At 43.3% G+C, this 11,786-nt stretch carries 10 protein-coding genes and 19 tRNA genes; 2 read left to right on the forward strand and 27 right to left on the reverse strand.

The window, feature by feature from the left end; all coding sequences use genetic code 11:
• Positions 1-136 precede the first annotated feature (136 nt).
• The 3 genes from FFM84_RS04740 to yjbM are packed head-to-tail and all read right to left on the reverse strand — an operon-like array spanning position 137 to position 2,492.
• Entirely contained in the window at positions 137-1,030 is an 894-nt protein-coding gene (locus FFM84_RS04740; RefSeq protein WP_130843148.1) for an RluA family pseudouridine synthase, read from the reverse strand.
• The gene (locus FFM84_RS04745) at positions 1,027-1,830 is read right to left on the reverse strand and encodes an NAD kinase (RefSeq protein WP_130843147.1); all 804 of its coding nucleotides are present in this window, start codon (positions 1,828-1,830) and stop codon (positions 1,027-1,029) included. The genes FFM84_RS04740 and FFM84_RS04745 overlap by 4 nt, the downstream gene beginning before the upstream one ends.
• Positions 1,827-2,492 (reverse strand): GTP diphosphokinase, encoded by a 666-nt coding sequence (yjbM, locus tag FFM84_RS04750; RefSeq protein ID WP_165444443.1) that lies wholly within the window; start codon positions 2,490-2,492, stop codon positions 1,827-1,829. The genes FFM84_RS04745 and yjbM overlap by 4 nt, the downstream gene beginning before the upstream one ends.
• 293 nt (positions 2,493-2,785) lie before the next feature.
• On the opposite strand from yjbM, the gene FFM84_RS04755 reads away from it, so the two are divergent.
• Positions 2,786-3,418 (forward strand): DsbA family protein, encoded by a 633-nt coding sequence (locus FFM84_RS04755; protein WP_137643805.1) that lies wholly within the window; start codon positions 2,786-2,788, stop codon positions 3,416-3,418.
• Positions 3,419-3,527: 109 nt separating this feature from the next.
• Here FFM84_RS04755 and pepF read toward each other — a convergent pair whose 3' ends face one another.
• From pepF to FFM84_RS04780, 5 genes are all read right to left on the reverse strand, one after another.
• On the reverse strand, positions 3,528-5,339 hold the full coding sequence (gene pepF, locus FFM84_RS04760) for an oligoendopeptidase F (RefSeq protein ID WP_130843144.1): 1,812 nt from the start codon (positions 5,337-5,339) through the stop codon (positions 3,528-3,530).
• Between the two features lie 199 nt (positions 5,340-5,538).
• Complete coding sequence (locus tag FFM84_RS04765) at positions 5,539-6,627, reverse strand: competence protein CoiA (RefSeq protein ID WP_130843143.1); 1,089 nt, start codon at positions 6,625-6,627, stop codon at positions 5,539-5,541.
• A 96-nt stretch (positions 6,628-6,723) separates the two neighbouring features.
• A complete protein-coding gene (locus tag FFM84_RS04770; protein WP_130843142.1) occupies positions 6,724-7,458 on the reverse strand; it encodes an adaptor protein MecA in 735 nt (244 codons plus the stop codon).
• A 136-nt stretch (positions 7,459-7,594) separates the two neighbouring features.
• Positions 7,595-7,993: a transcriptional regulator SpxA gene (gene spxA, locus FFM84_RS04775; RefSeq protein WP_130843141.1), complete on the reverse strand. Its 399-nt coding sequence runs from the start codon at positions 7,991-7,993 to the stop codon at positions 7,595-7,597.
• A 287-nt stretch (positions 7,994-8,280) separates the two neighbouring features.
• Positions 8,281-9,021 carry an MBL fold metallo-hydrolase gene (locus FFM84_RS04780; RefSeq protein WP_130843140.1) on the reverse strand — a complete coding sequence of 247 codons (741 nt, stop codon included), beginning with the start codon at positions 9,019-9,021 and terminating at the stop codon, positions 8,281-8,283.
• Between the two features lie 128 nt (positions 9,022-9,149).
• Between FFM84_RS04780 and FFM84_RS04785 the strand changes: the two genes are divergently transcribed.
• A complete protein-coding gene (locus tag FFM84_RS04785) occupies positions 9,150-9,650 on the forward strand; it encodes an antibiotic biosynthesis monooxygenase (protein ID WP_130843139.1) in 501 nt (166 codons plus the stop codon).
• Positions 9,651-9,943: 293 nt separating this feature from the next.
• Here FFM84_RS04785 and FFM84_RS04790 read toward each other — a convergent pair.
• The 19 genes from FFM84_RS04790 to FFM84_RS04880 all read right to left on the reverse strand — a co-directional run bounded on the left by FFM84_RS04790 (position 9,944) and on the right by FFM84_RS04880 (position 11,704).
• A tRNA-Asp gene (locus FFM84_RS04790) sits at positions 9,944-10,018 on the reverse strand.
• 3 nt (positions 10,019-10,021) lie between these two features.
• Positions 10,022-10,095: transfer RNA gene (locus FFM84_RS04795), tRNA-Met, on the reverse strand.
• Positions 10,096-10,104: 9 nt separating this feature from the next.
• Positions 10,105-10,177: transfer RNA gene (locus FFM84_RS04800), tRNA-Glu, on the reverse strand.
• A gap of 20 nt (positions 10,178-10,197) precedes the next feature.
• Positions 10,198-10,285 (reverse strand) — tRNA-Ser (locus tag FFM84_RS04805).
• A 2-nt stretch (positions 10,286-10,287) separates the two neighbouring features.
• A tRNA-Ile gene (locus FFM84_RS04810) sits at positions 10,288-10,361 on the reverse strand.
• A 6-nt stretch (positions 10,362-10,367) separates the two neighbouring features.
• Positions 10,368-10,438, reverse strand: a tRNA-Gly gene (locus FFM84_RS04815).
• Between the two features lie 14 nt (positions 10,439-10,452).
• Positions 10,453-10,525: transfer RNA gene (locus FFM84_RS04820), tRNA-Phe, on the reverse strand.
• A 32-nt stretch (positions 10,526-10,557) separates the two neighbouring features.
• Positions 10,558-10,632: transfer RNA gene (locus FFM84_RS04825), tRNA-Asp, on the reverse strand.
• A gap of 6 nt (positions 10,633-10,638) precedes the next feature.
• Positions 10,639-10,712, reverse strand: a tRNA-Met gene (locus FFM84_RS04830).
• Between the two features lie 8 nt (positions 10,713-10,720).
• Positions 10,721-10,810, reverse strand: a tRNA-Ser gene (locus FFM84_RS04835).
• A 39-nt stretch (positions 10,811-10,849) separates the two neighbouring features.
• Positions 10,850-10,923, reverse strand: a tRNA-Ile gene (locus FFM84_RS04840).
• 16 nt (positions 10,924-10,939) lie between these two features.
• Positions 10,940-11,013: transfer RNA gene (locus FFM84_RS04845), tRNA-Met, on the reverse strand.
• Positions 11,014-11,043: 30 nt separating this feature from the next.
• Positions 11,044-11,117, reverse strand: a tRNA-Pro gene (locus FFM84_RS04850).
• A gap of 5 nt (positions 11,118-11,122) precedes the next feature.
• Positions 11,123-11,196, reverse strand: a tRNA-Arg gene (locus tag FFM84_RS04855).
• Between the two features lie 10 nt (positions 11,197-11,206).
• Positions 11,207-11,292, reverse strand: a tRNA-Leu gene (locus FFM84_RS04860).
• Positions 11,293-11,305: 13 nt separating this feature from the next.
• Positions 11,306-11,377 (reverse strand) — tRNA-Gly (locus tag FFM84_RS04865).
• 15 nt (positions 11,378-11,392) lie between these two features.
• Positions 11,393-11,465, reverse strand: a tRNA-Thr gene (locus tag FFM84_RS04870).
• A 91-nt stretch (positions 11,466-11,556) separates the two neighbouring features.
• A tRNA-Lys gene (locus tag FFM84_RS04875) sits at positions 11,557-11,629 on the reverse strand.
• Between the two features lie 2 nt (positions 11,630-11,631).
• A tRNA-Val gene (locus FFM84_RS04880) sits at positions 11,632-11,704 on the reverse strand.
• Positions 11,705-11,786 lie beyond the last annotated feature (82 nt).

The following is an 11,786-nucleotide window of genomic DNA, read 5'->3' on the forward strand; positions in this document are numbered from 1 at the left end:
TCAAAAGTGAAGTGGAAGCCCGACTTTTGGCTGTAACTGGTCCCACAGTCGGCAGAATCACTGGCTAGCGTAGAGGTTAACTTTAGCACAGCTTAAGCCAATGCTAGTAAGGTCTCTACCGCCAGTTTTTCAGGCCTTAGTGACTTTCGCTTTGAATTAATCGAACCAAATCTGGTGTTAGCGGCGCAAAGGTTGTTAACGTGTGATCAATAAATGGATCTTCAAACGATAATTGCATGCAGTGTAACGCCTGTCGATCAATCGCTGGATGACTTGGACCACCGTATAAGCTATCCCCTACCAAAGGATGTCCAGCGGCCGCAAAGTGGACGCGAATTTGATGAGTCCGCCCAGTGTGTAGGCGAACCCGTACGACCGTCATATTTTTAAGCCGTTTGACCACCCAATACTCCGTTAACGATGCGCGTCCCGTTGGGGTTACGGTTCGTTTAATAAACGAACCTTCCGCTCGACCAATCGGCTGATCAAACCAGCCGTGCGCATTTGGTAACGTGCCACTTACCACCGCCAGATACATTTTACGCATCGCATGAGTCTTTAATTCACGATCGATAATTGAATGGGCAAAATGGTGTTTCGCAAACAAAACAATCCCACTCGTATCGCGATCTAACCGCGTCGTAATGTGGACCACTTCATTTTGATAACCTTGGGCCCGATAGTAACCCTTTACCCGGTTAGCTAAGGTATTATCTGGCAAACGATGCGCTGGTACTGACGCCACCCCTGCCGGTTTATTGACAATGAGGTAATCTCGATCTTCATAAAGCACGTCAATCGGCAACTCAGAAACACCTAAGAAGTCATTACCCACTTCATCCGGCGTCACCATCGTGACAGATTCGCCACCAGTGAGCATATGGATCGCTAACACCGGTTGATCGTCAACTAAAATGGCGCCACCATGGAACTTCACTTTTTTTAATAAACTGCGCGTTACGCCATGCGCTGTCAGTAAAGTCTTCACCTTCATCGGCGTCGTTGACGTGTTTTCCCAAGTAAATTTCATTGCTCGTCCAACCCAATAAAGGAGCTGCCAACCCGTTGCCAAAACCGGTTATGCCGATGTTGTGCAAAGGCAATTCGCCGATTCGCAATTGAATAGCGAATTTGCTGAATTGGGCGTGGTTGGGTATCCATTTGATCAGCCGTAAAAACAAAGTGTGATTGTTGTTGCGGCTTAATCGTAATCGATTCATATGGCGCCACAATTACCGGCGAGCCTAACGTTCGGAACACCCGGTTATTAATCGAGGCAATTTCAGCCATCTGCAAGGCATCTAAACGCGGATGAATGACGGCGCCACCAACAGACTTGTTGTAGGCCGTTGACCCAGTTGGCGTTGACACACATAGGCCATCACCTCGGAAACGCTCAAACAATTCATCTTGAATATAAACATCAGCCACCATCGTACTGCCCAATTTTTTCAACGTTGATTCATTTAAGGCTAGATAATGATCCGTTTCGCCAGTATCCGCATACATGATTTCGACAGACAATAACGGATACGTGACACTTTGACCATTATCTTCTTTTAAGCCGGCTACTAATTGGTCGATTTCGTAATCACGCCAATCTGTATAAAAGCCCAAATGCCCCGTATGCACACCGACAAACCGGACTTGATCGACCATTTCACTATAATGATGAAAGGCCGACAATAACGTGCCGTCACCGCCGACTGAAAAAACCAAATCCGGCGTATAATCATCGATTTCAAACCCAGCAGCCACTAATTTAGTATGTAGTTCTTGCGCAACTTTTTTTGATTTAACATTCGAATTCGCAAATATTGTGACTTTCATTGGTCTTGATCTTCTTTCGTTGGCGATGTCGCCTCACCCTGGGTGCCCTTGCCATATGAAAATAGACTTTGGGCTTCTTGAATTTCTTCGCGAATTTCGGACATTTCTTTGTCCAAACTAAAGGCAGCTTCGGCGGCTCGTTGGAGTCGTTGGCTCAAATTTTCAGGAAAATCGCCTTGGTACTTGTAATTTAATGAGTGTTCAATGGTTGCCCAAAAATTCATTGCTAAGGTTCGAACTTGAATCTCTGCTAGAATCTTTTTAGGCCCACCGACCATCTGAACTGGGTATTCAATCACAATATGATAAGAGCGATACCCCGATGGCTTTTCATTGCTAATATAATCCCGTTCTTCCAAAATGGTCATGTCAGAACGTTTCCGTAATAAATCGACCACCTGATAAATATCCTCAACAAATTGACACATAATCCGCAAGCCAGCAATATCTTGCATATCTTGTTCAATTCGATCTTCTTGGACTTTGCGACGTGTCATTTTCTCTTTAATGCTATCAACCGGTTTTACCCGACCCGTCACAAATTCAATCGGTTCATGTTGATTTAAATCCCGGAATTGTTTGCGCATGCCGCGTAATTTCACTTTCAGCTCATCAACTGCTTGTTGATAAGGCAATAAGAAATGGTTCCAATCTTCCATCAAGGCACCTCCGTTGCAAATCCATACCCTAAAATTTTACCATATTTTCCAAGAATAAAAAGGGATCAGATCCCGGTTCGACAATTCACATTAACATCATGACAATTATGAAATTTAAGAGCAAAATACTTTACGGATTTACAAAATCGGTGCATGATGACAGTCGAAGGTTTCATGCAAATGAACACTTACTTACTGATAATGAAATTATTTATGAATTTAAAAACTTGCAAATACCTATGTACATTTGGTATTCTGCACTATGACGCGAAAAGAGAAAGTGGAGGAATTATGACGTGTTAGAAGTGTATTTATTTGTAAATCCGTTGGGAGAACAATGTGTCCGCGATGAACAAAATGTGTTACGCCTAGCCAATGATTCAGATAAACAAATTCAATTTCAATTCGTACCTTTATTGAATATCAACGTGATTCAAAAGGCCATGCAACGCCAAGGTTTCAAGCCTTCCGATTGGCAAGCCCAAAATCAACAATCACAGACGCTTTATCGGTTGATTCTGGATTACAAGGCCGCCCTATTTCAAGGCAAAAAGCGTGGTCTTAATTTCTTAATTGCCATGCAAGATGCACTCCTCAAAGCCGGTCAAAGTTACTCTGTCGCACTAGCACAAGATGTGGCGAAACAATGCAAGATTGATTTGGATATGTTTATGGAAGATCGTGATAGCGATTTAGCGAAACAAGCCTTCCATGCTGATCAACGCTTAGCTTCTGAAATGGCGATCACTGAGTCTTCTTCTGCGGTTGTTTTTGATTGTGATAATTATGATTATGGTGTGTTACTGGAACAATTTACGTACAATACCCTATTCGATTTAGTCAACGGTCAACTAGACCCTTTCCAAGCGCTCAATCAACACACGAAAAATTGTGTCAGCTTGGATAATACACAACTACACGTTTTATAAAAGTTATAGCCATTATTGTTAAGATCGTTACTCATCTGTAGCGATCTTTTTACTTGGCCACCCGATAAAAATACCGACCATTCAACTGCTGAATGGTCGGTATTTTTGATTATTTAGTTTTAACTAATTGTTCAAATTCATCAAGCCGTTGCTCGAAGACTTTAAAGGCATCTTCTAAATAAGTGGCTTTAGTCATATCAACACCCGCATTGCGCATCACGTCAATCGGAAAGTCTGAAGACCCCGCTTGTAAATAGCCGAGATATTTTTTAACCGCATCGGATTGGCCAGTCGAAATGCCTTGGGCTAACGTCGAGGCAGCCGCAAAACCGGTTGCGTACTGATAAACATAATAATTGTAATAGAAATGGGGAATGCGCGACCATTCATCGGCAATTTCAGGATCACTGACGACAGCATCGCCATAATAACGTTGGTTCAATTGTAAATAATGCTTCGACAATCGATCCGCCGTCAATGGTCGTCCAGCCGCGGCTTCTGTATGCAACCATTGTTCAAATTCAGCAAATTGCGTCTGCCGGAACAAGGTTCCTTTAAAACCATCCAAATAATAATTTAAGACATAAGCGCGGACCTTTGGATCAGTCGTTGTCGCTAAGAAGTAATTCGTCAATAAATTCTCATTAGTCGTTGACGCAATTTCCGCAACGAAGATTGAGTAATCGCCATATTGATATGGTTGATGATGCGTCGTCAAGTATGAATGCATGCTGTGACCCATTTCATGCACTAAGGTATACAGATTATCAATATTGTCTTGCCAATTCAATAACATATATGGCGCCGTATCATACATCCCTGATGAATAAGCCCCACTACGTTTACCTTGATTCTCCACCACATCAATCCAACGTGAACTAAAAGCTGTTTTGACATGTTTGACATAGTCTGGGCCTAAGACCTTAAGTGCCTTTAAGGCTGTCGCTTGCGCGGTTTCATAAGTGTAAGCTTGGGCCGGTTTAGCGGTCAACGGCGTATAAAGGTCATACATGTGTAAATCATCGACGCCGAGAATTGACTTTCGTAAGGCCACATAGCGATGCAACAAGTCAAGGTGTTGATCGACCGTATCGACCAACCGATCATAAACCGATGTCGGGATCTGATTGGCAGCTAATGCGGCTGTCCGGGCATCAGGATAGTGATGCGCAGTCGCGACAAAGTTATGCACTTTCACTTGACTGGCTAAGGTTGACGCCAAAGTCCGCCGAAATTGCGCATAAACTTGATAAAGCGCTTTGAATGCTGTCCGTCGGGTTGCTGGATCAACGGATTCCAATAAGACCCCGTACACACCTTGGGATAACTTAACGGGATTTCCGTGTTCATCGTTAACTACCGGGAAATCAAAGTCAGCATTATTTAACACACCGAACGTCTTAGCAGAAGCATCAAAAATGTCGCTAGCTCCAGCTAATAGTGCTTCTTCTGAAGTCGACAATACATGTCCCTTTTGCAATCGGATCGTATCAAATAAATGCCGGTAATCACGTAAACTCACATTTTCATCTAAATACGTATCCAATTGACTAGGCGTTAACGTCAACAAGGCGGGCTCAAACCAAGCGGTGGCCGCCGACACTTGAGCCGTTAGTGCACTGGCCTGCTCATCCAGAGCTTGATTAGTACTGTTACCAGTATCTTGATCACTCTTCAAACTAGCATATACGGCAACTTTTTCTAAGTGCCGATACAAGCCTAATACGCCTTGAACACCAGCTAACACAGTTTCAGCAGATGATGTAAATGACGCTGCTAACTCGGTGACCGTCTGAATATCGGCTTTAACTTGGATAACAGCTTGATCATAAGCAGCTTGATCCGCAAAAATCAATGTTAAATCCCACGTTAAGGCTTCTGGAACTTCCGAACGAGTGGGTAATTTTTTTGTTGCAACCATATCAATTTCGACTATACCACGTGTAGTCCATCATCCTAATGGGGAAAAGTCTTGGTATAGCCCTCCTTTCAAAGTTGATGGCTAAGTCTACCTTAGCCAGATTGGCGCCACTTACAATGCTACACGTTATGCTTCATTGCCAACGACCAATCAATCTCACTGTTATTTAGCGTACCACACTATTGAACTTTCGCCCATTTCATCGTCGCCAAGCTAATTGTCGTGAGTTTACTCGCCAGCCATTTGGCACGGCTATTAGCACATGCTGCGTCACTAGTTCAGTTAATAAAGCTTGAATTAATCGCAACTGCAATTGCCGCGGTTTCATGATACAACTAGTCACTGCTAAACAAGGTTGTAACGTCTGCCAGCCAAGCTGAACCAACTGCTTTAACGATAAAATGGTATCCGCCAGTTGCCGTAATTGAAAGAAGACTTGCATATACCAATCTAGAAATGGCGTGGTTAATATTGGCCATTTAGCTGTCATTGGATAGACCCACCTGGGCAAAGTAGCTAAAGTGCCACCTTGTTGATAACAGCGCGTTTGTAAGGCTACTAATCGAGGTTGCTGGGTCAAACGACCGACGAGTAGTCGGCGTTTTTGTCGTTGAAATTGCTTAGGCACTAATTGAGGTCGCAACAGTATGGGGTGATAGGCCAACAATTGCGCAACTGATTGATGCTGGCTGTGAAAGAATTGCCGTTGACTGGTAAGTGGATCACCGTCAAAACTCAATAAATTAAATTTTAATTGTAGGGCTTGTTGGTGGGTCTCCCAGAAAACCAAATAGCATCCCCATTGTGTGCTTAGTTGTAAAAATTTCATGGCTTTAGATGTCGGCCGCAATCGTGGCTGTTGATACGGTGACCCCAGCAACCACAACACCCGATAACCATGATTATGATAACCTTGAGTTCGCGCTTTGAGCCGAGTCACCGACAATGGTGAACATTGAAACTCTAAGGCTAACGGTGGCTGACCAGGTAGCTGTACCAAAACATCTGGCCGTTGATGTAGGGCTTTTAACGGCGCTTCCAGTTGGACCTGATAACCACTAGCTTTAAACCACGCGGCTAATTGTTGCTTGCCTAGCAAGTGTTCAGCGGTTTCCCCTTCTGAAAAGGTTTGGCAACTATGGTGCGCTTGATGTGCAAAGTGGGCGGTTACCACGGTTCCCCGCTTTAATTGCACCGGTGCACGACATCCCGGACATTGATAGTGTTGCTGTCGTTTAGCTGTTGCCGCATCAATCAATCGCTGCTGATCATCTTGTGCCATTAACATGAGCACCCCTCCTTTTTACGCCAGCTCCGTAAATCGTCACTTAACGGCACTAAAAAAGTCGCGACCAAATGAATTGGTTACGACTTCTAGGTGAAGCTATTTAAAATAGTGTCGAACAGTTTCTAACGCTGCATTCGACATGACCTTTTCACCGTGCTCTAACAACACATCGGCAGTCACTTTAGTTTTATTGGCATACTCTAACGCCACAGCAACATCGTCTTGAATGCCACCAGCTGAAGACTGGTCGACAAAGAAAACAAGTTCCAGATAATACTTATCACGATATTTGTATAAGTTAGATGCCAAACCGTCAGGCCGGAAAATTTGGGCTAACGCAATGACATCTTCAAAATTTGCAAACTGTAGCACAAATTCCTTTGTTGGTGTATCCGGATCTTCAATATAAGGATCCAAATCATTGGTATCCTTAGCCTGATTATGTTGTACCCCTTGGGCTTGATTAGTGCCATCAGTATCTGTTTGCATTAATTTACGTTTTAAATATTCAGAAACATCATCTTGCGAGCTATCACGATCATCATTATCCATTGCTGATTGTGTGGCTTTTGAAATGGTGTCTTGTAAATTTTCACTATTTTTACTAATAAATAACTCCAAGCCATTTCGGTTCGGTAGAACTTGGAAAGTTACTGCATCATTATCTTGAAATTGATGATCAACATCGACTTCTTCTAAGATACTATAAAAGAAACTTTCAATTTGCTTATGATTCCCTAGTAAATCCAATATGCGAATACCGCGTTCATTGAGATCATCGTTGCCGATTAGAACTCGAATCGTATCTTCATTGATTCGTTCCATCTCCATTACAGATCCACCCCTTTCTAAGTGTCAAGGGCCATAATCACTATCACAATTCTAACTTATTTCAGCGCTTTGTAAAGTAATCTATCTGAAAATTAAAAAATTGACTAATTAGATTGCCCAACTAGTCAATTTGTGGTTATAGATTTGCCAATTGTTGGGCCTTTAATAATTCTAACGTTCGAATCTGCCGCGGTAAGAACCGACGAATTTCATCTTCGTTATAGCCAACTTGTAGGCGTTTGTCATCTAATAAAATCGGTCGCCGCAAGATACTTGGATCACGAGTGATTAAGCCATACAGCTGGTTAAGTGACAATTCATTAATATCTAATTTTAACCGCTGGAAAGCTTTAGAACGCGTCGAAATAATTTCTTCCGTCCCATCTTCCGTCATTTTTAAAATGCCTTTAATTTCCGCAATAGATAACGGATCTGAAAAGATATTACGTTCAGTAAAATCAATCTCGTGGGTTTGGAGCCATAGTTTCGCCTTGCGACACGAGGTACAACTTGGTGAGGTATATAAAGTAACCATTGTTTTTCCTCCTTTTGCGCACTGACATCACCTGGTTAAGATAAGTTTTATTATACCCCCTTAACAATTATTTGTGAACCGATTTACGACAAATTGTTTAAACTGAATGGGTTAGTTTTCTAGACACTATACTAGTATATGTATTATTTTGTAAAAAATTAAGCTAAAAACACTATTTTCCGTCTTTAATTCAATGGTGTGCAATTTAGCGTTTGCTTATTGTTTTCATAAAACAGTCAGCGCACAAAAAAAGACTAAGTCAGTCACCCTTAGTCTTCTAAAACTCATTAAAGTTCTAATTGTAAATACTTTTGTGCCACCACCACGTTAACGCCAGTACCAGCAGCAGCCTGTGCTTCCTGACGTAATTGTTCAAATTCAACATCCTGTGGAAGATGCGTTAACAGCAGTTGCTTAACGTGGGCTTTCTTCGCAATATTGCCAGATTGTGTGGATGTCATATGCCACATCTTGCCAGTCTTATCAGCACCAAAGTTAGTATCGGTCATCAACAATTGTGAACCAGTCGCAAATTCAGCCAGCTCCGGTATAACGGCAGTATCTGCTGAGAAAGTCAGTTGTTGTCCGGTTGAACGTTCTACCAATTTCACGGCAAAGGCAGGTACTGGATGCTTGGTTTTTAAAAACGTCACGTCAAACGGCCCAATTTGCGTCACACCAGCTGGATCATAGGCTCGACCAACCGTTGCACCAGCCCAAGTAAGTGCCCCAAAGTTCAATGGGTCCTCTGTATGGCCATAGATGGGCAGAATTGGCGTTTTACGATCACCTTGACGTAATTGCCAGTAATATTGCAAAACGCCAACATCAGCCGTATGGTCGTGATGATAGTGTGTTAGTAAAACCGCATCTAGTTGCAATGGATCTAATATTTCTTCCAGCGCATTCAGCGCCCCAGAACCACAGTCTAATAAAAGTTGATAGTTACCTGCTGTCACTAAATAAGCACTGGTACCTACCCCATCATAAGGATAACCACCATAATAACCTAATACCGTTAATTTCATTAAGATCATTCCCTTCCAATCTATTTTAACCTAACTATAAAAATAATTGAAACCGTTCACCATCTTGTTTTCATTTATTTTCGAAAACACGTATAATGATAATTGTAATAATTAAGGAGTGATATTTAATGAGTGGAAAGATTTCAGCAACTTTTGGGACTCGCAAAATTTTAACCATGATTCAACAACAAAATGCCGATCGTGATTTATTATTGATGCAAGCCAATGCCACTGAAGATCGATACATGTTACTCGACCTCTCTGGTGAAAAAACAGTTTTCTCAAGTCCTGTCTCATATGATGTTTTAGTTTCTAAAGGCAGTGAAGACTGGCATGGTATGACTAGTTTTATTTTCATCGATCTACCTATTGAAGAACAAAAGGTCTTTAATTCAAAATTTAGTGCTTTCCGGGCTGAATATGAAAAGCCTAATGGTCTTAAACACTTCTGGATTCTTCGTGAAGCTAAAAATGACGCTGCCTTCGTTATTGTAACGAACTGGCACAGTGATTCTGAGTACGCGGTTTGGTTACGTAGCGCCTCATTCAAGCCATTTGCCAAATACTTATCGGCCGACTATGATTATCATGAAAGTCGTTATTCATTTGTTCGATCATTAAAATCATAATTCATCTACACCTTAAAGGAGACACTACTGATTTTCATCGGTAGCGCCTCTTTTTTTAGTTAACATTACTTTTATGTCCTCCCAATCACATTCACCGGTGATATCACTTAAAACTAGTCATTTTAGTATGGCTACTATTTCCATCACGCACTTGTCATGCCCTAAAACGTTGCACATGACCTTAACTGGGCGTCTGACCACCGACAATGCGAGTAAGAAGGAATTGAAAATCGTTTGATTAATGATAATAAAAAAGACGTCATTCAACTTAATGAATAACGCCTTTTTAAAGACGGTCCGTACGAGACTCGAACTCGTGATCTCCTGCGTGACAGGCAGGCGTCCTAAACCAACTAGACCAACGGACCAAATTGCGGGAGCAGGATTTGAACCTACGACCTTCGGGTTATGAGCCCGACGAGCTACCAGACTGCTCCATCCCGCGATAATATAATGACCCCTACGGGATTCGAACCCATGTTACTGCCGTGAAAGGGCAGTGTCTTAAACCACTTGACCAAGGGGTCATATTTGTAAAATAGAACTACGGAGAAGGAGGGATTCGAACCCTCGCACCGCTTGCGCGATCTATACCCTTAGCAGGGGCACCTCTTCAGCCACTTGAGTACTTCTCCAATGGGCCTAAATGGACTCGAACCATCGACCTCACGCTTATCAGGCGTGCGCTCTCACCAACTGAGCTATAGGCCCATAAAAAGCGGGTAACGAGAATCGGACTCGCGACAACAGCTTGGAAGGCTGTGGTTTTACCACTAAACTATACCCGCAGGAACTAATGCTATGGCGCGGGACAGAATCGAACTGCCGACACATGGAGCTTCAATCCATTGCTCTACCGACTGAGCTACCGAGCCATTTTAGCCATACTTCTATTTAATTAATGTAACGGTCCGTACGAGACTCGAACTCGTGATCTCCTGCGTGACAGGCAGGCGTCCTAAACCAACTAGACCAACGGACCATATAATTGCGGGAGCAGGATTTGAACCTACGACCTTCGGGTTATGAGCCCGACGAGCTACCAGACTGCTCCATCCCGCGATAATATAAGGAGGATGAGAGATTCGAACTCTCGCGTGGTTTGACCCACCTGACGGTTTTCAAGACCGTTCCCTTCAGCCAGACTTGGGTAATCCTCCATAAAATGTAACTAGGAACACGTCTACTATAATAGCAGATGGACCTTGTAGGACTCGAACCTACGACCGGACGGTTATGAGCCGTCTGCTCTAACCAACTGAGCTAAAGGTCCAAGTTCTTTATTCCTATCGCGGCAGGGGGAATCGAACCCTCGACCTCCCGGGTATGAACCGGACGCTCTAGCCAGCTGAGCTACACCGCGATCTGTTAAATAACCAAATTGATTACTTAATCGGGAAAACAGGATTCGAACCTGCGACCCCCTGGTCCCAAACCAGGTGCTCTACCAAGCTGAGCTATTTCCCGCTATATGCACCCAGTAGGAGTCGAACCTACAACCTTCTGATTCGTAGTCAGACACTCTATCCAATTGCGCTATGGGTGCTTCATAAAAGTGCCGAGGACCGGGATCGAACCGGTACGGTTATCACTAACCGCAGGATTTTAAGTCCTGTGCGTCTGCCAATTCCGCCACCCCGGCAGCACTTGATGAAAGCGGAAGACGGGATTCGAACCCGCGACCCCCACCATGGCAAGGTGATGTTCTACCACTGAACTACTTCCGCATAATATTCAGTTAATGCCGACTAGAGGATTCGAACCTCCGACCCCCTGTTTACAAGACAGATGCTCTGCCAGCTGAGCTAAGTCGGCATGACTTCACTGATTAACACAACTATAACATCATATCATGACAAGTCATATAAATCAATAACTAATTTAATTCTTTTTATTGGTGAACCAATGAGCCGTGACAGGTTCGAACTGTCGACCCTCTGATTAAAAGTCAGATGCTCTACCAACTGAGCTAACGGCTCAATGGAGGATACAGGGCTCGAACCTGTGACCCTCTGCTTGTAAGGCAGACGCTCTCCCAACTGAGCTAATCCTCCATGATGCATGGCAACGTCCTACCCTCGCAGGGAGCGATCCCCCAACTACTCTCGGCGCTAAGAAGCTTGACTTCTGTGTTCG

Source organism: Lactiplantibacillus mudanjiangensis (genome assembly GCF_005405385.1).
GTDB lineage: Bacteria > Bacillota > Bacilli > Lactobacillales > Lactobacillaceae > Lactiplantibacillus > Lactiplantibacillus mudanjiangensis.

Coding starts and splice junctions, on each gene's coding strand:
- FFM84_RS04740 (WP_130843148.1), bottom strand. CDS start 1,030: ATGAAATTTACTTGGGAAAACACGTCAACGACGCCGATGAAGGTGAAG.
- FFM84_RS04745 (WP_130843147.1), bottom strand. CDS start 1,830: ATGAAAGTCACAATATTTGCGAATTCGAATGTTAAATCAAAAAAAGTT.
- pepF (WP_130843144.1), bottom strand. CDS start 5,339: ATGGTTGCAACAAAAAAATTACCCACTCGTTCGGAAGTTCCAGAAGCC.
- FFM84_RS04765 (WP_130843143.1), bottom strand. CDS start 6,627: ATGTTAATGGCACAAGATGATCAGCAGCGATTGATTGATGCGGCAACA.
- FFM84_RS04770 (WP_130843142.1), bottom strand. CDS start 7,458: ATGGAGATGGAACGAATCAATGAAGATACGATTCGAGTTCTAATCGGC.
- spxA (WP_130843141.1), bottom strand. CDS start 7,993: ATGGTTACTTTATATACCTCACCAAGTTGTACCTCGTGTCGCAAGGCG.
- FFM84_RS04780 (WP_130843140.1), bottom strand. CDS start 9,021: ATGAAATTAACGGTATTAGGTTATTATGGTGGTTATCCTTATGATGGG.
- FFM84_RS04785 (WP_130843139.1), top strand. CDS start 9,150: ATGAGTGGAAAGATTTCAGCAACTTTTGGGACTCGCAAAATTTTAACC.